This is a genomic window from Streptomyces sp. NPDC050636, from assembly GCF_040654775.1.
GTDB lineage: Bacteria > Actinomycetota > Actinomycetes > Streptomycetales > Streptomycetaceae > Streptomyces.
In genome coordinates, this window is the sequence record NZ_JBFAIP010000007.1 from 57,347 (window position 1) to 82,956 (window position 25,610).

General features: G+C 69.6%; 24 protein-coding genes. 2 read left to right on the top strand and 22 right to left on the bottom strand.

What is annotated here, in order from left to right:
• The first annotated feature begins 164 nt into the window (after positions 1-164).
• Both AB0I10_RS09710 and AB0I10_RS09715 read left to right on the top strand, forming a co-directional pair.
• Positions 165-1,406: a histidine kinase gene (locus AB0I10_RS09710; RefSeq protein ID WP_363151823.1), complete on the top strand. Its 1,242-nt coding sequence runs from the start codon at positions 165-167 to the stop codon at positions 1,404-1,406.
• On the top strand, positions 1,403-2,092 hold the full coding sequence (locus AB0I10_RS09715) for a response regulator transcription factor (protein ID WP_363151824.1): 690 nt from the start codon (positions 1,403-1,405) through the stop codon (positions 2,090-2,092). Before AB0I10_RS09710 ends, AB0I10_RS09715 begins: the two co-directional genes overlap by 4 nt.
• A 126-nt stretch (positions 2,093-2,218) precedes the next feature.
• On the opposite strand, the gene AB0I10_RS09720 is transcribed toward AB0I10_RS09715, so the two are convergent.
• The 22 genes from AB0I10_RS09720 to AB0I10_RS09825 form a co-directional block, all read right to left on the bottom strand.
• A complete protein-coding gene (locus AB0I10_RS09720) occupies positions 2,219-2,668 on the bottom strand; it encodes a DUF2550 domain-containing protein (RefSeq protein WP_363151825.1) in 450 nt (149 codons plus the stop codon).
• A gap of 148 nt (positions 2,669-2,816) precedes the next feature.
• On the bottom strand, positions 2,817-3,200 hold the full coding sequence (locus tag AB0I10_RS09725; RefSeq protein WP_136742616.1) for a F0F1 ATP synthase subunit epsilon: 384 nt from the start codon (positions 3,198-3,200) through the stop codon (positions 2,817-2,819).
• A gap of 108 nt (positions 3,201-3,308) precedes the next feature.
• On the bottom strand, positions 3,309-4,751 hold the full coding sequence (gene atpD, locus AB0I10_RS09730; protein WP_363151826.1) for a F0F1 ATP synthase subunit beta: 1,443 nt from the start codon (positions 4,749-4,751) through the stop codon (positions 3,309-3,311).
• 5 nt (positions 4,752-4,756) lie between these two features.
• Positions 4,757-5,671 carry a F0F1 ATP synthase subunit gamma gene (locus tag AB0I10_RS09735; protein WP_363151827.1) on the bottom strand — a complete coding sequence of 305 codons (915 nt, stop codon included), beginning with the start codon at positions 5,669-5,671 and terminating at the stop codon, positions 4,757-4,759.
• A gap of 20 nt (positions 5,672-5,691) precedes the next feature.
• Positions 5,692-7,284: a F0F1 ATP synthase subunit alpha gene (gene atpA / locus AB0I10_RS09740; protein WP_363151829.1), complete on the bottom strand. Its 1,593-nt coding sequence runs from the start codon at positions 7,282-7,284 to the stop codon at positions 5,692-5,694.
• A gap of 215 nt (positions 7,285-7,499) precedes the next feature.
• The gene (locus AB0I10_RS09745) at positions 7,500-8,315 is read right to left on the bottom strand and encodes a F0F1 ATP synthase subunit delta (RefSeq protein ID WP_363151830.1); all 816 of its coding nucleotides are present in this window, start codon (positions 8,313-8,315) and stop codon (positions 7,500-7,502) included.
• Positions 8,312-8,881 carry a F0F1 ATP synthase subunit B gene (locus AB0I10_RS09750; RefSeq protein WP_363151831.1) on the bottom strand — a complete coding sequence of 190 codons (570 nt, stop codon included), beginning with the start codon at positions 8,879-8,881 and terminating at the stop codon, positions 8,312-8,314. The genes AB0I10_RS09745 and AB0I10_RS09750 overlap by 4 nt, the downstream gene beginning before the upstream one ends.
• Before the next feature lie 38 nt (positions 8,882-8,919).
• Positions 8,920-9,168 (bottom strand): ATP synthase F0 subunit C, encoded by a 249-nt coding sequence (gene atpE / locus AB0I10_RS09755; protein ID WP_018087389.1) that lies wholly within the window; start codon positions 9,166-9,168, stop codon positions 8,920-8,922.
• A 75-nt stretch (positions 9,169-9,243) separates the two neighbouring features.
• Positions 9,244-10,038 carry a F0F1 ATP synthase subunit A gene (atpB, locus tag AB0I10_RS09760; RefSeq protein ID WP_363151956.1) on the bottom strand — a complete coding sequence of 265 codons (795 nt, stop codon included), beginning with the start codon at positions 10,036-10,038 and terminating at the stop codon, positions 9,244-9,246.
• 279 nt (positions 10,039-10,317) lie between these two features.
• A complete protein-coding gene (locus tag AB0I10_RS09765) occupies positions 10,318-10,755 on the bottom strand; it encodes a hypothetical protein (protein WP_363151832.1) in 438 nt (145 codons plus the stop codon).
• 289 nt (positions 10,756-11,044) lie between these two features.
• Positions 11,045-12,397: an MraY family glycosyltransferase gene (locus AB0I10_RS09770; protein ID WP_363151833.1), complete on the bottom strand. Its 1,353-nt coding sequence runs from the start codon at positions 12,395-12,397 to the stop codon at positions 11,045-11,047.
• A 111-nt stretch (positions 12,398-12,508) separates the two neighbouring features.
• Positions 12,509-13,912: a serine hydroxymethyltransferase gene (gene glyA, locus AB0I10_RS09775; protein ID WP_363151834.1), complete on the bottom strand. Its 1,404-nt coding sequence runs from the start codon at positions 13,910-13,912 to the stop codon at positions 12,509-12,511.
• A gap of 144 nt (positions 13,913-14,056) precedes the next feature.
• On the bottom strand, positions 14,057-14,731 hold the full coding sequence (locus AB0I10_RS09780; RefSeq protein WP_363151835.1) for a protein-tyrosine-phosphatase: 675 nt from the start codon (positions 14,729-14,731) through the stop codon (positions 14,057-14,059).
• Positions 14,731-15,378 (bottom strand): L-threonylcarbamoyladenylate synthase, encoded by a 648-nt coding sequence (locus AB0I10_RS09785; RefSeq protein ID WP_363151836.1) that lies wholly within the window; start codon positions 15,376-15,378, stop codon positions 14,731-14,733. The genes AB0I10_RS09780 and AB0I10_RS09785 overlap by 1 nt, the downstream gene beginning before the upstream one ends.
• A 70-nt stretch (positions 15,379-15,448) precedes the next feature.
• The gene (gene prmC / locus AB0I10_RS09790) at positions 15,449-16,294 is read right to left on the bottom strand and encodes a peptide chain release factor N(5)-glutamine methyltransferase (RefSeq protein WP_363151837.1); all 846 of its coding nucleotides are present in this window, start codon (positions 16,292-16,294) and stop codon (positions 15,449-15,451) included.
• Between the two features lie 82 nt (positions 16,295-16,376).
• Positions 16,377-17,456 carry a peptide chain release factor 1 gene (gene prfA, locus AB0I10_RS09795; RefSeq protein WP_363151838.1) on the bottom strand — a complete coding sequence of 360 codons (1,080 nt, stop codon included), beginning with the start codon at positions 17,454-17,456 and terminating at the stop codon, positions 16,377-16,379.
• 168 nt (positions 17,457-17,624) lie between these two features.
• Entirely contained in the window at positions 17,625-17,846 is a 222-nt protein-coding gene (gene rpmE, locus AB0I10_RS09800) for a 50S ribosomal protein L31 (protein ID WP_136742604.1), read from the bottom strand.
• Between the two features lie 174 nt (positions 17,847-18,020).
• The gene (locus AB0I10_RS09805; protein ID WP_363151839.1) at positions 18,021-19,142 is read right to left on the bottom strand and encodes an LCP family protein; all 1,122 of its coding nucleotides are present in this window, start codon (positions 19,140-19,142) and stop codon (positions 18,021-18,023) included.
• Positions 19,143-19,509: 367 nt separating this feature from the next.
• Entirely contained in the window at positions 19,510-21,570 is a 2,061-nt protein-coding gene (gene rho, locus AB0I10_RS09810; protein ID WP_363151840.1) for a transcription termination factor Rho, read from the bottom strand.
• A 370-nt stretch (positions 21,571-21,940) separates the two neighbouring features.
• On the bottom strand, positions 21,941-22,858 hold the full coding sequence (gene thrB / locus AB0I10_RS09815; RefSeq protein ID WP_363151841.1) for a homoserine kinase: 918 nt from the start codon (positions 22,856-22,858) through the stop codon (positions 21,941-21,943).
• A gap of 338 nt (positions 22,859-23,196) precedes the next feature.
• Positions 23,197-24,282 carry a threonine synthase gene (gene thrC, locus AB0I10_RS09820; protein WP_363151842.1) on the bottom strand — a complete coding sequence of 362 codons (1,086 nt, stop codon included), beginning with the start codon at positions 24,280-24,282 and terminating at the stop codon, positions 23,197-23,199.
• A gap of 8 nt (positions 24,283-24,290) precedes the next feature.
• Positions 24,291-25,583 (bottom strand): homoserine dehydrogenase, encoded by a 1,293-nt coding sequence (locus tag AB0I10_RS09825; protein WP_363151843.1) that lies wholly within the window; start codon positions 25,581-25,583, stop codon positions 24,291-24,293.
• Positions 25,584-25,610 lie beyond the last annotated feature (27 nt).

Consider the following 25,610-nt stretch of genomic DNA (forward strand, 5'->3'; position numbering starts at 1 on the left):
CCCCCTCGCAGGACCTGCTTCCAGCCTCACCCGGGAAACAGGCGCCCGCGTCGTCGCCCGCGACGATCCCCGGCTGCATCTTTCGATGTAGTCGCGCGCGGTACGGCCTCGGCCCCGGCGTGGAGGTGGCGGGCAGCACCGCCGTGTTGGATGGAGGAGTGACGGTGACCGCGAATCGCTACTTCGCCGCCCTGGCCGCCCGGCCGCACCGCGACGATGTGCACATCGCGGCCTGCGGGCTGCTCGGCGGCCTGCTGCTGTGGGCACTGGGGCTGCGCAACGGCACCCCGCTGCCGGGCGTCCCGGTCCGGCTCGCGCTGGTCGCGCTGGTCGTGATGAGCGGTACGGAGCTGCTGCGCCGTACGGCCCCGCGGACCGCGTTGGCGCTCGCCGGCGGGGCGCTCGCCCTGGACCTGTGCGCCGGCGGGCTGATCGCCACGGTCGTGATGTTCACGGACGTGGTGTACGCGGCCGTGCTGTACGGCTCCCCGACGATGGCCCGCCGGATCCCGATCGCCTCCGAGGTGATCACCGTGCTCGCCACCCTCGTCCCGGTGGCGCTGCTGCGCGACCCGCAGGCGCTGCTGTTCGGCGTCGGCGCCGGCGTACTGACCATCGCCCCCGCCTGGACGGGTGCCATCATCCGGCAGCACCGCGACGCCGCCCAGGCCGCCCGGTTGCGGGCCGAGCAGACCGCGCTGCTGGCCGAGATGGACCGGACCCAGGCGGTGGCCGGCGAGCGGGCCCGGATGGCGCGCGAACTGCACGACATGGTCGCCAACCATCTGTCCGCCATCGCGATCCACTCGACCGCCGCGCAGGCCATCGACGACCCGGCGGCGACCCGCGAGGCGCTCGGGGTGATCCGTGAGAACAGCGTGCAGGGGCTGGCCGAAATGCGCCGTCTCATCGGGCTGCTGCGCGACCCCGAGGCGACCCACGGCAGCGAGGAGCCGGCCGCGACCCCCACCCTCAGCGGGCTCGACGCACTGATCGCCCAGGCTCGTACGAACGGCGCGAGCAGCGGCCTGACCTTCACGCTCGACGACGCCCGGCGTACCGACGGCGCGGGGCCCGAGGCCAAGCTGGTGGCGCCGGTCGAGCTGGCCGCGTACCGCATCGTCCAGGAGTCGCTGACCAACGCGCTCAAGCACGCCGCGCCCGGTGCCGTCCGGGTGCGGATCGCCCATGAGCGGGGTGGGCCGCTCACCGTCTCCGTCAGCAGCCCGTTCGCCGACCGGCCCGGTCCCCGCGCGCCCGGCTCCGGCGCCGGCCTGGTGGGGATGCGCGAGCGGATCGCCCTGCTGGGCGGGGAGTTCGAGGCCGGCCCGGAGAGCGGGCCGGCCGGACGGGTCTGGCTGGTGCGGGCAGCGCTGCCCGCCGCCGAGGAGGAAGAACAACGATGACAGGCGCCATCGCGCAGCCGATCCGGGTCCTCGTCGCCGAGGACCAGTCCGCCGTACGCGCCGGGCTGGTGCTCATCCTGCGCTCCGTACCCGACATCAACGTCGTCGGGGAGGCGTTGGACGGTGAGGAGGCGGTGCGGCTCGCCCGCGAGCTGCGCCCCGATCTCGTCCTCATGGACGTCCAGATGCCCCGGCTCGACGGGATCTCCGCCACCCGGCAGGTCGTCTCCGAGGGGCTGGCGGATGTCCTGGTGCTGACCACCTTCGACCTGGACGAGTATGTCTTCGAGGCGCTCCGGGCGGGCGCGGCGGGTTTTCTGCTCAAGGACAGCGACGCGGCCGAGCTGCTGACGGCGGTGCGCACGGTCGCGTCCGGCGAGGGGCTGATCGCCCCAGCGGTGACTCGCCGGCTGATCGCGGAGTTCGCCCGGCCGAGCGCCGCGGCGCGGCCGGGCCGGGACGGCGCCGCCCCCGATCCGGCGGTCCTGGAGGCGCTGACACCGCGCGAGCGGGAGGTGCTCGGCTGTCTGGGGCGGGGGCTGTCGAACGCCGATATCGCGGTGCGGCTGGCGATGGCGGAGGCCACCGTGAAGACGCATGTCAGCCGGCTGCTGGCCAAGCTGGATCTGCGCAGCCGGGTCCAGGCGGCGGTGCTGGCACAGGAGTTGGGGGTCGACGGTTGGTAGGCAACGTCTCACCGATCGCGTGGTGGGCCACCGGAATACCATCCCCTGCCCCCGCGTTGTGGCCCCGCAGGGGGCTCTTGCTTCCCCTACGGGATGTGTTCGCCCACGCCCTAGGTACCGCGCCCGTCAGGCCACGTTCACCCTCTGGCCGGGCGGCGCCGCCTCCAGCCAGGCCAGGAAGCCGGTGAGCGCGTCCTCGCTCATCGCCAGCTCCAGGCGGGTGCCGCGGTGGCGGCAGGCGAGCACGATGGAGTCGGAGAGCAGCGCCAGCTCCTCCTCGCCCTGGGGGGTACGGCGCTCCAGGACCTCGATGGCGGAGCGCTCCAGCATCCGCCGGGGCCGGGGCGCGTACGAGAACACCCGGAACCACTCGATCCGGTCACCGTTGTAGCGCGCCACACCGTAGATCCAGCCCTTGCCGCTGGGGTCGGTCTCCTTCTCCGGTACGTTCCAGCGCAGGCTGCAGTCGAACGTGCCGCCGGACCGCTGGATGAGCCGCCTTCTCAGTCCGAAGACGAACAGCCCCAGCAGCACCAGTACCACGACCGCGCCGCTCACAAGCAGAGCGAGGACCATCTCGACCGACCTCCTCGCCTCGATGGGGGTGCCCCCGCGCCGTTCAGGCGTGGGGGAGGGAAACGCACCTGCATTGCCTCAGCCGCGGGCCGCTCCGGAGGTCTCCGGGGCAGCCCGCGGCTGAGGATCGATCTCGTCGGTGACGGGGTCAGTGAACGCCCGTCACCGCACGCAGCCGGACATCTGCGCGACGCTCGGCGGCCGCGTCGGCCTCCGACTTCGCTCGCTCCAGGGCCCGCTCCGCGCGCTGGACATCGATCTCGTCCGACAGCTCGGCGATCTCCGCGAGCAGAGACAGCTTGTTGTCGGCGAACGAGATGAAGCCGCCGTGCACAGCGGCGACGACGGTGCCGTCCCCGCTCTCACCGGTCGTACGAATCGTCACCGGGCCCGACTGCAGCACGCCGAGCAGCGGCTGATGTCCGGGCATGACGCCGATGTCGCCCGACGAGGTGCGCGCGACGACCAGGCTGGCCTCGCCGGACCAGACCTGACGGTCCGCGGCGACCAACTCGACGTGCAGCTCAGCCACGATGGCTCCTCGGGTCTCCACCTGCCTGGCTCGGCAGATGCTGGGTCAAATACTAGTGGTCGTCCGGACCGGGGGCGGCCACGGCCACCCCCGGTCCGGGAGCACGGGTCAGGAGACGCCGAGCTCCTTGGCCTTCGCCTTGAGGTCGTCCAGGCCACCGCACATGAAGAACGCCTGCTCGGGGAAGTGGTCGTAGTCGCCGTCGGCGATCGCGTTGAAGGCCGCGATCGACTCGTCCAGCGGAACGTCCGATCCGTCGAGACCGGTGAACTGCTTCGCCGCGTGGGTGTTCTGCGACAGGAAGCGCTCGATACGACGGGCACGGTGGACAACCAGCTTGTCCTCCTCGCCCAGCTCGTCGATACCGAGAATGGCGATGATGTCCTGCAGGTCCTTGTACTTCTGCAGGATGCCGATGACGCGACGGGCCGCGTCGTAGTGGTCCTGCGCGATGTAGCGCGGGTCCAGGATGCGGGACGTCGAGTCCAGCGGGTCCACCGCCGGGTAGATGCCCTTCTCCGAGATCGGACGCGACAGCACGGTCGTCGCGTCGAGGTGCGCGAAGGTCGTCGCCGGGGCCGGGTCGGTCAGGTCGTCCGCGGGGACGTAGATCGCCTGCATCGAGGTGATCGAGTGACCACGGGTCGAGGTGATGCGCTCCTGCAGGAGGCCCATCTCGTCCGCCAGGTTCGGCTGGTAACCGACCGCGGAGGGCATCCGGCCCAGCAGGGTGGAGACCTCGGAACCGGCCTGGGTGAAGCGGAAGATGTTGTCGATGAAGAACAGCACGTCCTGCTTCTGCACATCGCGGAAGTACTCCGCCATGGTCAGACCGGCCAGCGCGACGCGGAGACGGGTGCCCGGGGGCTCGTCCATCTGGCCGAAGACCAGCGCGGTCTTGTCCAGAACGCCGGAGTCCGTCATCTCGTCGATGAGGTCGTTGCCCTCACGGGTGCGCTCGCCGACACCGGCGAACACGGAAACACCCTCGTGCAGCTTGGCCACACGCATGATCATTTCCTGGATGAGGACGGTCTTGCCGACGCCCGCACCACCGAACAGACCGATCTTGCCGCCCTTGACGTACGGGGTCAGCAGGTCGACGACCTTCAGGCCGGTCTCGAACATCTCGGTCTTCGACTCAAGCTGGTCGAAGGCCGGGGCCTTGCGGTGGATCGGCCAGCGCTCGGTGACCTGAGCCTCCGCCTCCGGCTCGTTCAGGATCGCACCGAGGGTGTTGAACACCTTGCCCTTGGTGATGTCGCCGACCGGAACGGTGATGCCCGCCCCGGTGTTGGTCACCGGGGCCTGGCGGACCAGGCCGTCGGTGGGCTGCATCGAGATGGCGCGGACCACGCCCTCGCCGAGGTGCTGCGCGACCTCAAGGGTCAGCGTCTTGCGCGTGCCGGCCTCGGCCGGGTCGTCGATGTCGACGTGCAGCGCGTTGTAGATCTCCGGCATCGCGTCGACGGGGAATTCCACGTCGACGACCGGGCCGATGACCCGCGCGACGCGGCCCGTAGCCGTGGCCGTTTCAACAGTGGTGGTCATAGTGGTCAGTCACTCCCCGCGGTCGCGTCGGCCAGAGCACTGGCGCCACCGACGATCTCGCTGATTTCCTGGGTGATTTCGGCCTGTCGGGCCGCGTTGGCAAGCCGCGCGAGCGACTTGATGAGCTCTTCTGCGTTGTCGGTCGCCGACTTCATCGCACGGCGCGTGGCGGCGTGCTTGGAGGCGGCGGCCTGCAGGAGTGCGTTGTAGATCCGCGACTCGACGTACCGCGGCAGCAGGGCGTCCAGGACGTCCTCCGCCGACGGCTCGAAGTCGAACAGCGGAAGGATCTCGCCCTTGGACGACTCCTCCGCCTCCGACGTGCCGAGGCTGAGCGGCAGCAGACGATCATCGATCGCCGTCTGCGTCATCATCGACACGAACTCGGTGAAGACGATGTGGAGTTCGTCCACGCCGCCCTCGGCCGTGTCCTTCTGTACGGCGTCGATCAGCGGTCCGGCGACCGCCTTGGCGTCCGCGTACGTCGGGCTGTCGGTGAAGCCGGTCCACGAATCCGCGACCTTGCGCTCACGGAAGCCGTAGTACGAGACACCCTTGCGGCCGACGATGTAGGTGTCGACCTCCTTGCCCTCGGCCTTGAGCCGCTCGGTGATCTGCTCACCGGCCTTGATGGCGTTCGAGGAGTAGCCGCCGGCCAGACCGCGGTCGCTCGTGATGAGCAGCACCGCGGCACGGGTCGGGTTGTCCACCTCGGTGGTCAGGGCGTGCTTGGTGGTCGAACCGGTGGCAACCGCTGTCACCGCGCGGGTCAGTTCACTCGCGTACGGCGTCGATGCCGCCACCTTGCGCTGCGCCTTGACGATGCGCGAGGCGGCGATCATCTCCATCGCCTTGGTGATCTTCTTGGTCGCGGTGACGGAGCGGATGCGACGCTTGTAGACCCGGAGCTTGGCTCCCATGGATCAGGTCCCTTCCGTCGTCACTTGGTGGTGCTGACCGGAGCGTCCTCACCGAGCAGCTTGCCGTCCGAGGTCTCGAACTGCTGCTTGAAGGCGGCGACGGAGTCGGTGAGCGCCTGGATGGTGTCGTCGGACATCTTGCCGCCCTCGCGAATGCTGGTCAGCAGGTCCTTCTTCTCCCGGCCCAGGTAGTCGAGAAGCTCCCCCTCGAAGCGGCGGATGTCCTCGACGGGGACGTCGTCCATCTTGCCGGTGGTGCCGGCCCAGATGGAGACGACCTCGTTCTCGGTCGCGAAGGGCGCGTACTGGCTCTGCTTGAGCAGCTCGACCATGCGCTTACCGCGCTCCAGCGATGCCTTGGAGGCCGCGTCCAGGTCGGAACCGAAGGCGGCGAACGCCTCCAGCTCGCGGTACTGGGCGAGGTCCACACGCAGTCGGCCGGAGACCTGCCGCATGGCCTTGTGCTGGGCGGATCCACCGACACGGGAGACCGAGATACCGACGTTCAGGGCCGGACGCTGGCCGGCGTTGAACAGGTCGGACTCCAGGAAGCACTGGCCGTCGGTGATGGAGATGACGTTGGTCGGAATGAACGCCGACACGTCGTTGGCCTTGGTCTCGACGATCGGGAGGCCCGTCATCGAACCGGCGCCCAGGTCGTCGGAGAGCTTCGCGCAGCGCTCCAGCAGACGCGAGTGCAGGTAGAAGACGTCACCCGGGTAGGCCTCACGGCCCGGCGGGCGGCGCAGCAGCAGGGACACGGCGCGGTAGGCGTCGGCCTGCTTCGACAGGTCGTCGAAGACGATCAGAACGTGCTTGCCCTGGTACATCCAGTGCTGGCCGATGGCCGAACCGGTGTACGGGGCCAGGTACTTGAAGCCGGCCGGGTCGGACGCCGGAGCCGCGACGATCGTCGTGTACTCAAGCGCGCCCGCCTCCTCCAGCGCACCGCGCACGGACGCGATGGTGGAGCCCTTCTGGCCGATGGCGACGTAGATGCAGCGGACCTGCTTCTTCGGGTCGCCCGAGCGCCAGTTGTCGCGCTGGTTGATGATCGTGTCGACGGCCAGGGCGGTCTTGCCGGTCTGGCGGTCACCGATGATCAGCTGGCGCTGGCCGCGGCCGATCGGGGTCATCGCGTCGACGGCCTTGTAGCCGGTCTCCATCGGCTCGTGGACCGACTTACGGACCATGACGCCGGGAGCCTGCAGCTCCAGGGCGCGGCGACCCTCGGACTCGATCTCGCCGAGGCCGTCGATCGGGTTGCCCAGCGGGTCGACCACGCGGCCGAGGTAGCCCTCGCCCACGGCGACCGAGAGCACCTCACCGGTGCGCTGCACCGGCTGGCCCTCCTCGATGCCACTGAACTCGCCGAGGACCACTGCACCGATCTCGCGCTCTTCCAGGTTCAGCGCAAGACCGAGCGTGCCGTCCTCGAACTTCAGCAGCTCGTTCGCCATCGCCGAGGGAAGTCCCTCGACCTTCGCGATGCCGTCACCGGCCTCGCTGACCGTGCCGACCTCTTCGCGCGAGGCCGCGTCCGGCTTGTACGCCTGGACGAAGTTCTCCAGCGCGTCCCGGATCTCCTCCGGCCGGATCGTGAGCTCCGCCATCTGGGTTCCCTGCTCTCCTTGTTGGGCCCGAAGTTACTTGCGGGTGTCTGAGGGGGTGCCCCTCAGGGGGTTTCCGCTTACGGCCCAACTCGGGCCGCCGTCATGCTTGTGCTGTGTCGCCGGGGCTTCTTCCGGACCGCAGCCGGACCTCTCGGTCCGGCCGGCTGGCCCGGCGTCCGACCGCCGGTTGTGCAGCTCTTGAGTTGGTGGCTGGGTCAGCCGGCCATCCGCCGGGACGCCTCGTCGAGGCGCTCCGCGATGGTCCCGTTGATGACCTCGTCGCCGACCCGGACCTGGAGCCCGCCGAGGACCTCGGGGTCCACGTCGAGGTTCAGGTGGATCTGCCGTCCGTACAGCTCGGTCAGCGCAGCACCGAGGCGCTCCCGCTGCCCTTCACTGAGGGGCACCGCGGAGGTGACCACCGCGATCGTCCGGCCCCGGCGGCTCGCCGCGAGCTTGGCGAGGGCGTCGAGCCCTGCTTCCAGGCTACGGCCCCTCGGGTGTCCGACGAGACGGATCACCAGCCGCTCGGTGACCGGGTTGGCCCGGCCGCCCAGCAGCGAGTGCAGCAGCTCCGTCTTGGCGGCGACCGTCGCGTTCTGGTCGGTCAGCGCCCTGCGCAGCTCCCCGGCCGAGGCGACGATCCGGCCGAACCGGAACACCTCGTCCTCGACGTCGTCGAGCCTGCCGGCCCGCTGCGCCACGACGAGCTCGGCGCTGTAGGACAGCTCCTCGATCGCGTCCGGCAGGTCGCGCGAACGCGACCAGCGGGAGCGGACCATGCCGGTGACCAGTTCGAGGGCCGGGCCGCCGACCTGGTTGCCGAGCAGCCGCCCGGCCAGCTCGGCTCGCGCCTCGCCGGCCTGCGCCGGGTCGGTCAGGACCCGACGCAGCGACGCCTCGCGGTCGAGCAGAGCGGTGACGGCAGCCAGCTCCTCGGCGAGCTTCGCCGCGTCGACGGAGGTGTCGTCCGTCAGCGCGTCGAAACGCTCGCGTGCGGAGGCGAGTGCCTCGCGGCTCGCTCCGTTCATCGGCCGGCCTCAGCCTTCGTCGCGTCCGACGCCGCCTGGGCCTCGATCTCGTCGAGGAAGCGGTCGATGGTCCGGCTCTGCCGGGCGTGGTCCTCAAGGGACTCGCCGACGAGCTTGCCGGCCAGGTCGGTGGCGAGCTTGCCCACGTCCTGACGCAGCGACTGCGCGGCCGCCTTACGGTCGGCCTCGATCTGGGCGTGACCGGCAGCGATGATCTCTTCACGCTGCCGCTGGCCCTCGGCGCGCATCTCGGCGATGAGGGTCGCGCCCTGCTCCTGCGCCTCCTGGCGCAGTCGCGCGGCCTCATGGCGGGCGTCGGCGAGCTGCGTCCGGTACTCGTCGAGCACCTGCTGCGCCTCGGCCATCGCGTCATCGGCCTTCTTCATCCCGCCTTCGATCGCCGCGTGGCGCTCGTCCAGAACCTTGTTGATGTTCGGGAGAAGCTTCTTGGCGAGGAAGGCGAAGACGATGAAGAAGGCGATCAGGCCGATGACAAGCTCTGGAATCGGCGGGATCAGGGGGTTCTCAGGAACCTCCGCCGCCATGTTGAAGCCCAGGGCGTTCACATCAATGCCTTCCGTCTGTCGGTGATTGCAGCAGTCCGTCAGGCCTTGAAGAGGAAGCCCATGACGATGCCAATCAGGGCGAGCGCCTCACAGAAGGCGAAACCCATGATCTGGTTGGTGCGGATCAGGCCGGCAGCCTCGGGCTGACGGGCGAGGGCCTGGGTGCCGTTACCGAAGATGATGCCGACGCCGACGCCGGGGCCGATCGCGGCGAGGCCGTAACCGATCGAGCCGAGGTTGCCGGTGACACCGGCGGCGAGGTTGACAGTCTCGAGAGCAGCGGACATGCCGTTACTTCCTTCTCTTTCACGGACCGGTGGGGGTTGGCCACCGGGCGTCTATAGGGGCTGGGGAATCAGGGCTCAGTGGTGCTCGGCGAGCGCGCCCTGGAGGTAGTTCGCGGTCAGGAGCACGAAGACGTACGCCTGGACGGCCTGGATGAACAGCTCGAACGCGGTCAGCAGGATGGTCATGATGAACGAGGCGCCGGCGTAGACCACGCCGAATCCGTTCAGCAGGTACCAGGTGGCGATCGTGAACATCAGCAGCAGGAGGTGGCCGGCGAACATGTTCGCGAAGAGCCGGACCGCGTGAGTGAAGGGCCGGATGATCAGGTTCGAGAGAAGCTCGATGACGATCAGCATCGGCAGGACCGCGCCGAGCGACTTGTCGTAGCCGCTGAAGTTCTTCAGCGCGCCGACGAAGCCGTGCCTCTTGAAGGTCAGGGTGACCCACGTGACGTAGACGATGCCGGCGAGACCGGCCGGGAAGGCGATGATCGACGTCACCGGGAACTGGGCGATCGGGACGATCGACCAGATGTTCATGATCCAGACGAAGAAGAACAGCGCGACCATGAAGGGGACGTACTTCTCGCCCTCCTTTTTCCCGAGCGCGTCGTAGACGATCCCGCGGCGCACGAAGTCATAACCCGCTTCGCCGATCATCTGCAGTTTGCCCGGGACCACCTTGGCCTTGCCGAACGCCGCCCAGAAGAACCACACGACCACGACGGTGCTGAGCAGTGCCAGCAGCATGACCTTGTTGAACTCGAAGCCGTTGATGGTGAACAGCGGCTCAAAGACGAACGAATGAAGCCCGGGAGCAGGGAAGCCGCACCCGGAAAAGATGTGGCAGTCGGTCTCGAAGGCGAGCATCGTTTCAGCACTCACCGCGAGCTCCTTCAGCGTGGCGCATGGGTACGGCAACCTCGTTGTGTCGGCGCGGCGTTGAGCCACGGTGCGGCACTGGACTGGTCTTACGGATTTGGGGGCGGCGGGCCGACGCTGGGCCGGGCCGGATCACAGGCATCGGCCGCGAGAACTGCCCGTTCCATCGCGTGGAACTCGGGAGCTCAGCCGCCTGCGCCATCTGTGCCGCAGTTGGCACCGGACGATAGCAGGCCCGCATGAGGGCATTTATTCCGGCCCTACGTGTCACGTCGGCGACCCCGCCGTCTCCGCCTTCTTGGCGTCTGCGGAGTCGGGGTCCACGTACAGAATCTTTGCCTTCATATGACCACGGGTCTGTGCCGCGATCCATACGAGGGTGGCGCCCAGCAAAGTGAACGCGAATGCCTTCGTGTCGAAGAGCGTGGTGTCCTGGAACACCATCAAGAAGACCGCGACAAGCAGGATCTGCACCGTGTAGAGCAGCAGCCCCATCATCTGGAACAGCTGCGGATAACTCCGCGCGGTGTGTTGCAGGACGGCGAGCCCGGCGCCCATCACGAGCACCACCAGCGCGGTGCCGACGACGGCGCCGATCGCTCCTGGCACGCCTGCGACCACAGCACTCACGGAAACGGCGACGACGCCGATGGCGAGTGTGGGCACAACGGCGTGAAGGAGTAGTCGGGCGTCATTCGACTGCATAGCGGCGCTCCGGCAAGGGGTGGGGGTGGTGTCGTCAGGGACGAGCGTAAACCCGGCGTGAGGTTGAACCTGAGCCCAAAGGGCCGTCGCACTACGGTCCTTCGGCTCTGCCGCCGGGTTTCGTGAACGGTATCACAAACTATTTGATGAGGTCTTTACCTGGTTCGTGTGCTACCTGTCACACCTGAGCGTGAACGTGCGCGTTGGTGCACTGACGGCTCGACATTTGTCTGGTATGAGGTCAACCGCCCCGGTTCGAGACACGCGACGTGCCGGTCGTACCGCCGGTTCAGCGATGACTGTCCGCCTTACGGCGGTCCACGAAGCGTGACCGGTCGCCGATCGCGGTGGCACCATGGAGGCCCCCGGGGACCTGCTCGGGCTCCGCGTCGCCGGCCTGCCCGCCCACGCTCACCGTGCTCTCGCCGTCCGCCCCCTCGGCACCCGCCACCGGCTCGCGTACGACCCTGCGGTAGCGCGGCGGAACCATCCACTCCGCCCAGCGCGGGGCCCGCGGCGTGAAGCGCGGCAGCAGGAGCAGCACCAGACCCACCGCGCTCAGCAGCACGATGCCCAGCACGATCCACATGCTGGCGTTGTTCACGGAATAGGCGACCGCGCCGAAGGCGATCAGCGCCGACCAGAAGTACATGATCAGCACCGCGCGGCTGTGCGAGTGACCGATCTCCAGCAGCCGGTGGTGGAGGTGCCCCCGGTCGGCGGCGAACGGCGACTGGCCGTTCCACGTACGCCGCACGATCGCCAGGATCAGGTCGGCGACCGGAACCGCGATAACGGTCAGCGGCAGCAGCAGCGGAATGTAGACCGGCACCATCGCGTGCGTGGCCTCACGGAGACCACCGGCCTTCTGGCCCAGCAGGTCCGGGTCGACCTGGCCGGTCACCGAGACCGCGCCGGCGGCCATCACCAGGCCGATCAGCATCGACCCCGAGTCGCCCATGAAGATCCGCGCCGGGTGCATGTTGTGCGGCAGGAAGCCCAGGCACATGCCCATCAGAACGACCGAGAACAGCGTTGCGGGCGCGGCCGCCTCGATGCCGTAGCCGAACCACATCCGGTACGCGTACATGAAGAAGGCCGCGGCGGCGATGCACACCATGCCGGAGGCCAGCCCGTCCAGACCGTCGACGAAATTCACCGCATTGATGGTGATCACGACCAGCGCGACGGTCAGCAGCGTGCCCTGCATCGGGGTCAGCGAGACGGTACCGACGCCGGGGACCGGGATCCACAGGATCGTCAGCCCCTGGAGGACCATCACACCCGCGGCGATCATCTGGCCACCGAGCTTGACCAGCGCGTCCACGCCCCACTTGTCGTCCAGCACACCGAGGATCCAGATGAGGGCGGCGCCGGAGAGCAGCGCCTTCGGCTCGTCGGAATGCTCGAAGACGCTCTTCAGGTTCGTCAGGTGCGAGGCGACCAGGAGACCCGCGCACAGCCCGCCGAACATCGCGATCCCGCCGAGCCGCGGTGTCGGCTCGCGGTGCACATCACGCGCGCGGATCTCCGGCATCGCACCGGCCGCGATCGCGAACTTCCGCACCGGCCCGGTCAGCAGGTAGGTCACCGCGGCCGTGACGCACAGCGTCAGCAGGTATTCACGCACGGGCTGCCCCATTGGTATAGCTGGCCATCACAGCCACACACCATATGCGTGTCTGGCCTCGGGCCGTGAATACAGCCGTGAATACAGAGGAAGACGCAAGCCGTCCGGGAACGGTTCCAGCCGTCAGCCGCGATCGGGATAAGGCGGGAACCGGTGGACCAATGCGACGGTCTCCGTGCGGGTCCCGCCCTCCTCGCGCAGCGCCGCCCCGATCAGCTCGGCGATCCGGCGCATCTCGCCCTCTCCCATCCCCTGGGTCGTCACCGCGGCGGTGCCCAGCCGGATACCGGTCCTGCGCGCGGCGAGGCCGGCAACCCCCGGACTGCCCTCCTCGGCTGCTTCGCACGGCAGCGCGCAGGTGTCCAGCACGATCCCGGCCGCCGCCAGCCGCCCCCGGGCGGTCCGCGCGTCCAGGCCGAGGGGTGCGGTGTCCGCGGTGATCAGATGGGTGTCGGTACCGCCGGTGGTGATCGTCAGCCCCTGCTCGGCCAGCGCCTGGGCGAGCGCGCGGGCATTCGCCGTCACCTGATGGGCGTACGCGCTGAAGGCGGGGGTGGCGGCCTCACCGAAGGCGACGGCCTTCGCGGCGACCGCGTTCATCTGGGCTCCCCCCTGGGTGAAGGGGAACACCGCCCGGTCGATCCGCTCGGCCAGCCTCGCGCCGCACAGGATCATCCCGCCGCGCGGCCCCCGCAGCACCTTGTGGGTGGTGGCACACACCACATCGGCGTACGGGACGGGACTGGGCGCCGCTCCCCCGGCGATCAGCCCCATGGGGTGCGCCACATCCGCGATCAGATAGGCACCGGTCTCGTCCGCGATATCGCGGAACGCGGCGTAGTCCACGTGCCGCGGATAGGAGATCGAGCCGCAGACGATGGCCTTGGGCCGGCGCTCCAGGGCGAGCGCGCGGATCGCGCCGTAATCGAGGAGCCCGGACTCCTCGTCGACGCCGTACCCGGCGAAGTCGAACCAGCGGCCGGAGAAGTTGGCGGGCGATCCGTGGGTGAGGTGCCCGCCGTGTGGCAGGGACATCGCCAGGACGGTGTCACCGGGGCGCAGCAGGGCGGCGTAGGCGGCCAGTACGGCCGAAGACCCGGAGTGGGCCTGGACGTTGGCGTGTTCGGCGCCGAAAAGGGCCTTGGCGCGTTCGACGGCGATCCGCTCGGCGAGGTCGACGATCTCGCACCCGCCGTGGTGCCGGGCGCCCGGATATCCCTCGGCGTACTTGTTGCCGAGCGGGGAGCCGAGGGCAGCGAGGACCGCGGGCGAGGTGAAGTTCTCCGCGGCGATCAGCTGGAGGCCGTCGCTCTGGCGGGCGCTCTCGCCGAGCAGCACACCGGCGATCTCGGGGTCCTGGCAGAGGAGGGCGGCGAAGTCGGGGACACCGGCCGGCTGGGTGCCGTCGCGGGCGGCCGCCCGCGCCCGGTCCTCGATCGTCTCGGCCCCGGCGGGTTCGGTGGCGGTGGCGTCGGGGTCGCTGTGGGATGAGGCGGTGCTGCGGGGTGACGCGGTGGTAGCGGGCATCGCTTGCTCCGGGCCTCGTACGGGGACGTAGTCCCAATGTAGGCGCGGCGGCGCGATCGGGCGCGGCGGCTCGTGGCTTCCGGGGAAGCGATTCCCACGGCTGCGCCGCACGGCCCCCGGACCCCCCGGAAACGTCCCCAGACCCTACGCGCGTGCCGGCAGTCCCGTGAGGGCCGTGACCACCGGGTCGAGCGCCTGGTTGATCTCGTCGCCGATGGAGCGGAAGAAGGTGATGGGCGCGCCGTACGGGTCGTGGACCTCGTCGGACTCCGGGTTCGGCGCGAGCAGCCAGCCGCGCAGCGCGGCGGCGGCGCCGACCAGCGCGCGGGCGCGCTCGACCAGGCCGCCGTCCGGCAGCTCCGGGTCGGGCTCGGGCAGCGTGGCGGGGTCTATGGCCCGCACCAGGCGGTTGAACTCCTTGAGCGTGAACGTGCGCAGTCCCGCGGAGTGCCCCATCGAGATGACCTGGGCGCGGTGGTCGCGGGTCGCGGTCAGCACCAGGTCGGCGCGGATGACGTGCTCGTCCAGCAGCTCACGGCCGATGAACCCGCCCGGGTCGGCGCCGTAGTCGCTGCACACCGTCGCGGCGTGGGCCTCCATGGGGGCGCCTTCGTGGCCCCAGGTGCCGGCGCTCTCCACGAGCAGCCCGCCGCTCTGCGCCTCGCCGAGCCGCAGTTCCAGGGCATGGCGGTGCAGCCGCTCGGTGATCGGCGAGCGGCAGACGTTGCCGGTGCTGACGTGGAGGATCCGGAAGAGGGGTGCCGGGGGGAGGAGGGGTTCATCGCCTGGTCCCGCTATGCCACGCCCTAGGGGCGCCATCAATTGGCCACCTCAAGCTCGGGTACCACCTTGCGCAGCTCTTCCGCACTGATCGCGCCCTCCCGCAGCAGCACCGGGACCTTTCCGGTGACATCGACGATCGAGGACGGTACGGCGGCGGGCGTCGGGCCGCCGTCGAGGTAGACGGAGACCGAGTCGCCGAGCATCTCCTGCGCGGCGTCGCAGTCCTGCGGGGAGGGGTGGCCGGTGAGGTTGGCGCTGGAGACGGCCATCGGGCCGAAGTCGGTGAGCAGTTCGATCGCGACGGGGTGCAGCGGCATCCGTACCGCGACCGTGCCGCGGGTCTCGCCCAGGTCCCAGGTCAGCGACGGCTGGTGGTTGGCGACGAGGGTCAGCGCGCCGGGCCAGAAGGCGTCGACCAGCTCCCAGGCCAGCTCGGAGAAGTCGGTGACCAGGCCGTGCAGGGTGTTCGGGGATCCGACAAGGACCGGGGTGGGCATACCGCGCCCGCGCCCCTTGGCCTCCAGCAGGTCGCTGACGGCCTCGGCGCTGAAGGCGTCCGCACCGACGCCGTAGACGGTGTCGGTCGGCAGCACGACCAGCTCGCCGCGGCGGACGGCCGAGGCGGCCTCGCGCAGACCGGTCGCGCGGTCGGTCGCGTCGCTGCAGTCGTATCGCCGTGCCATTAGCGAACCTCCTCGTGCGGAACGGATACATCGGAAGCGTCGGACGCTTCGGTTACGGCAGTGGTGCGCGTCATGGCGTCGCCCGGCGCGCGGTGGCGAAGCGGGGCCTCTTGTTCAGGTCGGGGTGGTCGGCCGCATCCGCCCAGCCCCGCTCCTCGGTGAAGATCCACGGCACCTGGCCGCCCTGGGTGTCGGCGTGCTCGATGACGACGACGCCGCCGGGCCGCAGCAGGCGGTGTGCGGTCCGCTCGATGCCCCGGATGGTGTCCAGGCCGTCCTCGCCCGAGAACAGCGCGAGCTGGGGGTCGTGGTCGCGTGCCTCAGGCGCGACGTACTCCCACTCGGTCAGCGGGATGTACGGCGGGTTGGAGACGACCAGGTCGACCTGCCCGTCCAGTTCGGGAAGCGCGGTCAGCGCATCGCCGTGATGGAGAACGACGCGGGACCCCTCGACGTTCTTGCGGGCGTACTGCAGGGCCTCTTCGGACAGCTCCACGGCGTGCACCCGCGAGCGCGGCACCTCCTGCGCCAGGGCGAGCGCGATGGCGCCCGAGCCGGTGCACAGGTCGACGATCAGCGGTTCGACGACGTCCATGGCGCGCACCGCGTCTATCGCCCAGCCGACCACCGACTCGGTCTCCGGGCGGGGCACGAACACCCCTGGCCCGACGGCGAGTTCGAGGTAGCGGAAGAAGGCGCGGCCGGTGATGTGCTGGAGCGGCTCGCGCGCCTCGCGGCGGGCGACGGCCTCCCAGTAGCGGGCGTCGAAGTCCGCGTCGGGGACCGCGTGCAGTTCGCCCCGCTTGACCCCGTGCACATGCGCGGCGAGCTCCTCCGCGTCGAAGCGCGGAGAGGGCACGCCGGCGTCGGCCAGCCGCTGGGTGGCCTGGGCCACCTCGGCGAGCAGCAGGTTCACGCTCTTCCTCCAGCCGGTACGTACAGGGTCTTGCGGGTATTACGGGTCCTACGGGTGTTGCGGGTCCTACGGTGTTGCGGTCCTACTGTGCGGCGGCGAGCTTGGCGGCCGAGTCGGCGTCGACGCACGCCTGGATGACCGGGTCGAGCTCGCCGTCGAGCACCTGGTCCAAGTTGTACGCCTTGAAGCCGACCCGGTGGTCCGAAATGCGGTTTTCCGGGAAGTTGTACGTGCGGATGCGCTCCGAGCGGTCGACCGTTCGCACCTGGCTGCGCCGGGCGTCCGACGCCTCACGCTCGGCCTCCTCCTGGGCGGCGGCCAGCAGCCGCGAGCGGAGGATGCGCAGCGCCTGCTCCTTGTTCTGGAGCTGGCTCTTCTCGTTCTGGCAGGAGACGACGATGCCGGTGGGCAGGTGCGTGATGCGGACCGCGGAGTCGGTGGTGTTGACGGACTGGCCGCCGGGGCCCGAGGAGCGGTAGACGTCGATCCGCAGGTCGTTGGGGCCGATCTCGACCTCGACCTCCTCGGCCTCGGGCGTGACCAGCACACCGGCCGCGGAGGTGTGGATACGGCCCTGCGACTCGGTGGCGGGCACCCGCTGCACGCGGTGCACCCCGCCCTCGTACTTCAGCCGCGCCCAGACGCCCTGGCCGGGCTCGGTCGCGCCGCCCCCGCCCTTGGTCTTCACGGCGACCTGGACGTCCTTGTAGCCACCGAGGTCGGACTCGTTGGCTTCGAGGATCTCGGTCTTCCAGCCGGCCCGCTCGGCGTAGCGCAGATACATCCGCAGCAGGTCGCCGGCGAACAGCGCGGACTCCTCGCCGCCCTCGCCGGCCTTGACCTCCAGGATGACGTCCTTGTCGTCGCTGGGGTCGCGGGGCACGAGCAGCAGCCGCAGCTTCTCGGTGAGGTGCTCGCGCTGGACGTCGAGTTCCTTGACCTCGTCGGCGAAGTCCGGGTCGTCCGCGGCGAGTTCGCGCGCGGTCTCCATGTCGTCGCCGGTCTGCTTCCAGGAGCGGTACGTCGTGATGATCGGGGTCAGCTCGGAGTAGCGCTTGTTGAGCCGCGTGGCCTCGCGCTGGTCGGCGTGGACCGCGGGGTCGGCCAGCCGCTTCTCAAGATCGGCGTGCTCGCCGATCAGTTCCTCGACCGCCTCGAACATCTTGGGTTCCTCTGCTGGCTGTGGCTACCGGGCCTGTGACGACGCTGCGGGGTCTGGGGGCTGCGTCATGTGCGTCTTGGCCGCGGGCCCCAGACCCCCGGCAAATAAAGACGCCGGTCCGGTCACCCCCTGGACAGGGGCGACCGGAGACCGGCGCCTTGCGGGTCGCTACTTCTTGGCAGCCGCAGCCTTGCCGAAGCGGGCCTCGAAGCGGGCCACGCGGCCGCCCGTGTCCATGATCTTCTGCTTGCCCGTGTAGAACGGGTGGCACTCGGAGCAGATGTCGGCGCGGATGCTGCCGCCGGCAACGGTGCTACGGGTGGTGAACGACGCGCCACAGGTGCAGCTGACCTGGGTCTCGACGTACTCCGGGTGGATGTCGCGCTTCAAGGGATTCTCCTAGGTTCGGGAGTGCACCGGGTCGTGCTGCGGATTGCGTCACGTGAACCGGGGCCGACGGTCCAGTCTGCCAGGACTCGCCGTATCTCCCAAAACCGGGGTACGTCCGCAACTATTCCCCCACCGGCCCCGGCGCCGGGACGGGCCTGATCCACCGGCCGGGCCCTAGTGCACGTAGGTGTCCGTGCCGCCCTTGTCACCTGCGGAGTCCTTGATCGCGGACTTGGGAATGTCCGTGTCCTTCTCCAGTGCGTCCCAGACCTGCTTGCTCTGCTCGGCCATCGGCAGCACCCGGTCCGGGTCGATCTTGTCGTACGCCACCGGCAGCGTCACCATGTCGATGTTGTCCGACCCGATGCCGCCCAGGCTCTTGGCCAGCCCGGTCAGCTCGCCGACCGAGTTGAGGTCGGTGTCGGTGGTGATGGCCTTGGTGGCGGTGTCGGCGACGTCGTAGAGCTTGGCGGGGTTGGTCAGCACCCCGACGTTCTTGACCTGGTTCATCAGGGCCTTGATGAAGGTCTGCTGCAGTTGGATGCGGCCCAGGTCGCTGCCGTCGCCTCCGGGGACGCCGTGCCGGGTCCGTACGAGACCGAGCGAGTCCTCGCCGTCGAGGGTGTGCTTGCCGGGCTTCAGATGCAGATGACTGTTGTCGTCGTCGATCGCCTTGGTGGTGGTGATCTCCACACCGCCCAGCGCGTCGATGAGCTTCTTGAAGCCCGTGAAGTCGACCTCGATGAAGTGGTCCATACGGATTCCGCTGATCGACTCGACGGTCTTGACGGCGCAGGCCGGGCCGCCGACCTCGTAGGCGGTGTTGAACATCGCCCGCTGCGAACCGGGGACGTCCTTGCCGTCCTTGGTGCAGTCGGGCCGCTTGATCATGGTGTCGCGGGGGATGCTCACGACGCTGGCCTTCTTGTGGCCCTTGTAGACGTGCAGGACCATCGCGGTGTCGGAGCGCGCGCCACCCTCGTCCCGGCCGTACTTCCCGTTCTTGCCGGCCCGGGAGTCGGACCCCATCACGAGGATGTCCATCGAGCCGTTGTCGACGTTTTTCGGCCGGTCGCGGCCGAGGGCGGCGTTGATGTCAACGCCCTTGAGGTTGCCGTTGAGCTTGAAGTAGACGTAGCCGAGTCCCGCTCCACCGAGCAGTACGGCGCTGACCACCGCGCACAGGCCGATGGTCAGGGCCCGGCGGCGTCGGGTCGGACTCTTGCGCCGGCGGCCCGTGGCCCGTATGCCGCGGGCACGGCTTCCGGCCGTATTGGTCCCGTTGCTGTCCGCCATCTGCTCCTCAGTCCTCGTTGTCTCTGCTACCCCTCGCCGTCACCGTGTTCCGTGCTGTCACGGCTGTTGCGCCTTGTCAGACGGGAGGTCGACCGGAAGGGTTGCACAGCGCAATATGAGTCCTTTCTTAGAAAAACGAGCCGCCGGTGCGCGCCGGTGCACCGCTCCCGTCCTTCTCACCTGGGGTTTCGACCCGTTTTCAGCCATGGCCGGATCCAGCGGTCGGGCGGCGATCCTGTGCGAAACGTCTCAGGCGGGCTGGGCCCGCGGGCGGCGCAGGTCACACCGGACGGCCGCGGTACGCGGGCAGCACGAAGCCCTCCTCACCACAGGGGCGAGGAGGGCTTCGGGTGTGTCGCTACGGGCGTCAGTCGTTGCCGTTGCCGCCCATACCCGGCGTGGTCTTCTGGATCTGGAGCAGGAACTCCGCGTTGGACTTCGTCTGCTTCATCTTGTCCAGCAGCAGCTCGATGGCCTGCTGCTGGTCCAGCGCGTGCAGCACCCGGCGGAGCTTCCAGACGACGCTCAGCTCGTCGCTGCCCATCAGGATCTCTTCCTTACGGGTACCGGACCCGTCGACGTCCACCGCCGGGAAGATGCGCTTGTCGGCGAGCTTGCGGTCGAGCTTGAGCTCCAGGTTGCCGGTGCCCTTGAACTCCTCGAAGATCACCTCGTCCATCCGCGAGCCGGTCTCGACCAGCGCGGTGGCCAGGATGGTCAGCGAACCGCCGTCCTCGATGTTGCGCGCGGCACCGAAGAAGCGCTTCGGCGGGTAGAGCGCGGTCGAGTCGACACCACCGGACAGGATGCGGCCGGAGGCGGGGGCAGCGAGGTTGTACGCGCGGCCCAGACGGGTGATGGAGTCCAGCAGGACGACCACGTCATGACCCAGCTCGACGAGCCGCTTGGCCCGCTCGATGGCCAGCTCGGCGACGGTGGTGTGGTCCTCGGCCGGGCGGTCGAAGGTCGAGGAGATGACCTCGCCCTTGACCGACCGCTGCATGTCGGTGACCTCTTCGGGCCGCTCGTCGACGAGGACGACCATCAGGTGGCACTCGGGGTTGTTGCGGGTGATCGCGTTGGCGACCGCCTGCATGATCATGGTCTTGCCGGTCTTCGGCGGGGCCACGATCAGACCACGCTGACCCTTGCCGATCGGCGCGACCAGGTCGATGATCCGGGTCGTCAGGCCGCCCGACTCGCCTTCCAGGCGCAGCCGCTCCTGCGGGTAGAGCGGCGTCAGCTTCCCGAACTCCGCGCGCTGGCGGCCCTGTTCGGGCGCCACGCTGTTGACGGTGTCCAGCCGGACCAGCGCGTTGAACTTCTCGCGCCGCTCGCCGTCCTTGGGCTGGCGGACCGCGCCGGTGACGTGGTCACCCTTGCGCAGACCGTTCTTGCGGACCTGGGCGAGCGAGACGTACACGTCGTTCGGACCGGGCAGGTAGCCGGAGGTCCGGATGAACGCGTAGTTGTCGAGGATGTCGAGGATGCCCGCGACGGGGATCAGGACGTCGTCCTCGGAGACCTGCGGCTCGTTGCCGAACTCCTCGCGGCCACCGCGGCGGCCGCGGCGGTCGCGGTAGCGGCCACGACGGCCACGGCGGCCGCCCTCGAAGTCGTCCTCGTCCTCGGCACGGCGGTCACGCTGGCGGTTTCCGCCCTGGCCGCCGCCGTCGCCCGCGTCGCCCTTGCGGCGGTCACGGTCACGGTCACGGTCACGCTGGCCGCGCTGGCCGCGGTCCCCGCGGTCGCCCTTCGGGCCGCGGTCCTGGCGCTCGCCGCGGTCCTGACGCTCACCGGTCTTGGCCTGCCGGCCCTCGCCGGTGTCCTGCGTGGCGACCGCGGACTCGGCCTTGGCGTCCGCCTTGGCTGTCGTCGTGTCGGTCCTCGCTTCGACCTGGGTGTCGGTCTTGAGGTCGCCGGAAGCGGCCTCGGGGCTGCCCGCGGCGGCGGTGGCCCGGCGCCGGCGGCGCTCGCCGGCCGGCTGCTCGTCGCTCACCGGCTGGCCGGGGATCTCGATCTGCTGCTGGGCCGCGGCCTTCTCGGCCTTTTCAGCCTTGGCGGCCTTGGCGGCAGGCCGCTCCGCGCCGTCGTCGCCGGTGCGGGCCTTGGAGGTCGTACGGCGCTTGGGCTTGGTCTCGGTGTCGGCGGGCGCGTCGGCCTTGGCCGCGGCACCCGAGCCGCCGGCCTGCTTCTCCTTGATGACCTCGATCAGCTGGCTCTTGCGCATCCGCGCGGTGCCCTTGATGCCGAGGCCGGAGGCAACCTGCTGCAGCTCCGCCAGGACCATGCCGTCAAGGCCGGTACCGGAACGGCGTCGCCGGGAGGCTGGGGCAGCACCGGTGGCAGGCGCGGCGGGAGCGTCCGTGGCGGGCGCGGTGGCACTGCCATCGGTGCGCACGCCCATCAGATCGGTGGTGTCGCTCACGAAGGGTCCTTCCCTGGAGCGGGCGTCGGCCTGTCTGGCTCGGCGACCGGTTGTGCTGTCCGGCTGTGGTCCTTCGGTCTTTCGGACCGGAGCCGGGGCGGTGGTCCCGCCGGATACGGCGGAAAGATCAATTCATGGTTCCGGCGAGCGAAACAGAGAGACTTCGTCACGCCGAATTCCGGAGCGTGCTCACTACTGCTCAGGCCATTGCTCCAAGCAGTTTGGGAGGCTCCCGGAAGAAAGTGGTCCCGATGGGGGACACGAAGCACCGCGCCACACTGGCGTCGAGTACTGACTTGAGGTTAACACTACCGGATCCAACAAACATTCCCCCTCTCTAAGACCGGCAATCGTCGATCACTCCGTGTGATCACCCGGCGAGCGGCAGCACACTGGTGCCCGCCGCATCGAGGGTCAGCCGGTTGGCCGCCCACCCCTCTCCCGCCAGCGCCGCGACCTTGTCGGCCGCGGCCTCTTCGACCAGCGCGAGCACCGTCGGGCCCGCACCGGAGATGACTGCAGGGACGCCGTCCGCGCGCAGTCGGTTCACCAGGGCCACGCTCTCCGGCATCGCGGGGGCGCGGTATTCCTGGTGAAGTCGGTCCTCGGTCGCGGCAAGCAGCAGCTCGGGGCGCCTGGTCAGGGCCTCGACGAGCAGTGCGGCACGGCCGGCGTTGACCGCGGCGTCCACATGCGGAACGGTACGCGGCAGCAGTCCGCGGGCGGTCTCGGTCAGCACCGGCTTCCCGGGCACGAAGACCACCGGAACGATGGATTCGGCGGGATCCATCCGGATCGCCCGCGCGGATCCGGTATCCATCCAGGCCAGCGTGAATCCGCCCAGCAGACAGGCGGCGACATTGTCGGGGTGGCCCTCGATCTCGGTGGCCAGCTCCAGCAGCGCGGCGTCGTCGAGCTTCTGCTCGGCGCCTATGGTCACGGCGCGGGCGGCGACGATGCCGGCGCAGATGGCGGCCGAGGACGACCCCAGGCCGCGGCCGTGCGGAATGCGGTTGGCGCAGACGATTTCCAGGCCGCGCGGCTGCCCGCCGAGCACCTCGAAGGCCGTGCGCAGGGACCGTACGAGCAGGTGGCTCTCGTCGCGCGGGAGGGTGTCGGCCCCCTCACCTGCGATGTCGACATGCAGACCGGAGTCGGCGACCCGCACCACGACATCGTCGTACAGCCCCAAGGACAGACCCAGGGCATCGAAGCCGGGACCGAGATTGGCGCTGGTAGCGGGGGTGCGCACCCGGACGGCGGCGGCGCGGAACGCGGGACCGGCCATCGCTCGATGACTCTCCTTGATTGATGCTGCGGTACTGCCCCAGAACACCGCGGCGCCGAGGCGCCCGGCCGGCTCATGGGGTCTGTTCTGACTTGCCCTGCACACCACTGCGTTATGCCGTGGGGAGGGGAGTTGGCTCCAGCCTATCGAAGGAAGGTTCTGTGGCGACATAGGGCGCACAGGAGGCGCACGATGCGTGTCGCCGCCATCCTGTGCCCCGAGACTGCCTTCCCCGACCTTTGCAGCCTTTGCACACTTTGCTGGACAGGGGTGGCGGGGCGTCTGCCGCCCCGCACCCCACGCCGTACGGGCAGGACCTGCCCGTGGCTCCGTACGCGCTACGCGAGGCCGAGGTGCTCGGCCGCGACGTCCGCGTCGATCGGGACCGTGACCGGCTGCGGCGCTCCGGCCACCGCCCAGTCCGGGTCCTTGAGGCCGTTGCCGGTGACCGTGCAGACGATCTTCTGGCCCGGGTCGACCTTGCCCTGCTCGGCGGCCTTGAGCAGACCGGCGACGGAAGCAGCCGAGGCGGGCTCCACGAACACACCCTCCTGGGCGGCCAGCAGGCGGTAGGCGGCGAGGATTTGACGGTCCGTCACCTCGTCGATGAAGCCGCCGGACTCGTCCCGGGCCTGCTCGGCGAACTCCCACGAGGCGGGGTTGCCGATCCGGATCGCGGTGGCGATGGTGTGCGGGTCCTTGACGACCTCTCCGCGCACGATCGGCGCGCTGCCGGAGGCCTGGAAGCCCCACATCCGCGGGGTGTGCGAGGAGATGCCGTCGGCGGCGTACTCCTTGTAGCCGCGCCAGTACGCGGTGATGTTGCCGGCGTTGCCGACGGGCAGCACATGGATGTCGGGCGCGTCGTCGAGCATGTCGACGATTTCGAAGGCGGCGGTCTTCTGGCCCTCGATGCGCACCGGGTTAACGGAGTTCACAAGTGCGACCGGGTACTTCTCGGACAGACCGCGCGCCAGCGTCAGGCAGTCGTCGAAATTTCCGTCGATCTGAAGGATCTTCGCGCCGTGCACCAGCGCCTGGCCCATCTTGCCGAGGGCGATCTTGCCCTGCGGGACGAGCACCGCGCAGACCATGCCGGCCCGCACCGCGTACGCGGCGGCCGACGCGGAGGTGTTGCCGGTGGAGGCGCAGATGACCGCCTTGGCGCCCTCCTCCTTCGCCCGGGTGATGGCCATCGTCATCCCGCGGTCCTTGAACGACCCGGTGGGGTTGGCACCCTCGACCTTGAGGTGCACCTCGCAGCCGGTGCGCTCGGAGAGCACCTGAGCCGGTACCAGGGGGGTGCCGCCCTCCCGGAGGGTGACGACCTCGGTCGTGTCGCTGACCGGGAGCCGGTCACGGTATTCCTCGATGATTCCGCGCCACTGACGGCTTGTCGTGGTCACGGTGGAATTGGCAGACATGGGTTCCTTTACTCCCCTTCGACCCGCATGATGCTGGCGACACCGCGAACGGTGTCCAGCTCGCGCAGTGCCCCGACGGTCGACGACAGGGCCGCGTCGGCCGCTCGGTGGGTGACGACGACGAGGGATGCCTCGCCGTCCTTGCCCTGCTGACGGACCGTATCGATCGATACGCCGTGTTCGGCGAAGACCGTCGCGACCTGCGCGAGAACGCCGGGTTTGTCGGCCACGTCGAGACTGATGTGGTACCGCGTGATGACCTCGCCCATGGGGCTCACAGGCAGGGCCGTGTACGCGGATTCACCCGGCCCGGTCGTTCCGGCGACCTTGTTGCGGCAGACCGCGACGAGGTCACCGAGGACCGCGGAGGCGGTCGGTGAGCCGCCCGCTCCCGGGCCGTAGAACATCAGCTGGCCGGCCGCGTCGGCCTCGATGAAGACCGCGTTGTACGCCTCGCGCACGGAGGCCAGCGGGTGGCTGAGCGGGATCATCGCCGGGTGGACCCGGGCGGTGACGGACTCGCCGTTCGCGGCCCGCTCGCAGATGGCGAGCAGCTTGACCGTACAGCCCATCCGCTTGGCCGAGGCGATATCGGCGGCGGTGACCTCGGTCAGCCCCTCGCGGTGCACATCGTCGATGGTGACGCGGGTGTGGAAGGCGATACCGGCCAGGATCGCGGCCTTGGCGGCGGCGTCGAAGCCCTCGACATCGGCGGTCGGGTCGGCTTCCGCGTAACCGAGCGCGGTCGCCTCGTCCAGCGCCTCGCTGTACCCGGCCCCGCTGCTGTCCATCTTGTCGAGAATGAAGTTCGTGGTGCCGTTGACGATGCCGAGGACGCGGTTGACCTTGTCGCCGGCGAGCGATTCCCGCAGCGGCCGGACCAGCGGGATCGCGCCCGCGACGGCGGCCTCGTAATACAGGTCCGCGCCATTGGCCTCGGCCGCGGCATGCAGCGCGGCACCGTCCGCGGCGACCAGCGCCTTATTGGCGGACACCACGCTCGCACCGTGCTCAAAAGCTGTGGTGATCAGCCCCCGGGCCGGCTCGATACCGCCGATGACCTCGATGACGACGTCGATGTCGCCGCGTTTGACGAGGGCCGTCGCGTCGGTGGTGACGAGCTCTGCCGGGATGCCGTCGCGCACCCTGTCGGGGCGGCGGACGGCGATCCCGGCGAGCTCGACGGGCGCGCCGATGCGGGCTGCGAGGTCGTCGGCGTGCGTCGTCATGATGCGAGCCACCTCTGAGCCGACAACACCACAGCCCAGGAGCGCCACCTTCAGCGGACGCGTACGCATCATTCGACCTCTGCTTTTCATCGATCCCGA

Bases quoted from the DNA above. Each gene is read 5' to 3' on its own strand.
- atpE (WP_018087389.1), bottom strand. From the start codon at position 9,168: ATGTCCGCTGCTCTCGAGACTGTCAACCTCGCCGCCGGTGTCACCGGC.
- AB0I10_RS09785 (WP_363151836.1), bottom strand. From the start codon at position 15,378: ATGGCACGGCGATACGACTGCAGCGACGCGACCGACCGCGCGACCGGT.
- prfA (WP_363151838.1), bottom strand. From the start codon at position 17,456: ATGTTCGAGGCGGTCGAGGAACTGATCGGCGAGCACGCCGATCTTGAG.
- AB0I10_RS09745 (WP_363151830.1), bottom strand. From the start codon at position 8,315: ATGAACGGAGCGAGCCGCGAGGCACTCGCCTCCGCACGCGAGCGTTTC.
- thrC (WP_363151842.1), bottom strand. From the start codon at position 24,282: ATGTCTGCCAATTCCACCGTGACCACGACAAGCCGTCAGTGGCGCGGA.
- AB0I10_RS09805 (WP_363151839.1), bottom strand. From the start codon at position 19,142: ATGGCGGACAGCAACGGGACCAATACGGCCGGAAGCCGTGCCCGCGGC.
- thrB (WP_363151841.1), bottom strand. From the start codon at position 22,858: ATGGCCGGTCCCGCGTTCCGCGCCGCCGCCGTCCGGGTGCGCACCCCC.
- atpB (WP_363151956.1), bottom strand. From the start codon at position 10,038: ATGCTCGCCTTCGAGACCGACTGCCACATCTTTTCCGGGTGCGGCTTC.
- AB0I10_RS09735 (WP_363151827.1), bottom strand. From the start codon at position 5,671: ATGGGAGCCAAGCTCCGGGTCTACAAGCGTCGCATCCGCTCCGTCACC.
- AB0I10_RS09780 (WP_363151835.1), bottom strand. From the start codon at position 14,731: ATGGCGCCCCTAGGGCGTGGCATAGCGGGACCAGGCGATGAACCCCTC.
- atpD (WP_363151826.1), bottom strand. From the start codon at position 4,751: ATGACCACCACTGTTGAAACGGCCACGGCTACGGGCCGCGTCGCGCGG.
- AB0I10_RS09770 (WP_363151833.1), bottom strand. From the start codon at position 12,397: ATGGGGCAGCCCGTGCGTGAATACCTGCTGACGCTGTGCGTCACGGCC.
- glyA (WP_363151834.1), bottom strand. From the start codon at position 13,912: ATGCCCGCTACCACCGCGTCACCCCGCAGCACCGCCTCATCCCACAGC.
- AB0I10_RS09715 (WP_363151824.1), top strand. From the start codon at position 1,403: ATGACAGGCGCCATCGCGCAGCCGATCCGGGTCCTCGTCGCCGAGGAC.
- AB0I10_RS09825 (WP_363151843.1), bottom strand. From the start codon at position 25,583: ATGATGCGTACGCGTCCGCTGAAGGTGGCGCTCCTGGGCTGTGGTGTT.
- AB0I10_RS09720 (WP_363151825.1), bottom strand. From the start codon at position 2,668: ATGGTCCTCGCTCTGCTTGTGAGCGGCGCGGTCGTGGTACTGGTGCTG.
- atpA (WP_363151829.1), bottom strand. From the start codon at position 7,284: ATGGCGGAGCTCACGATCCGGCCGGAGGAGATCCGGGACGCGCTGGAG.
- AB0I10_RS09765 (WP_363151832.1), bottom strand. From the start codon at position 10,755: ATGCAGTCGAATGACGCCCGACTACTCCTTCACGCCGTTGTGCCCACA.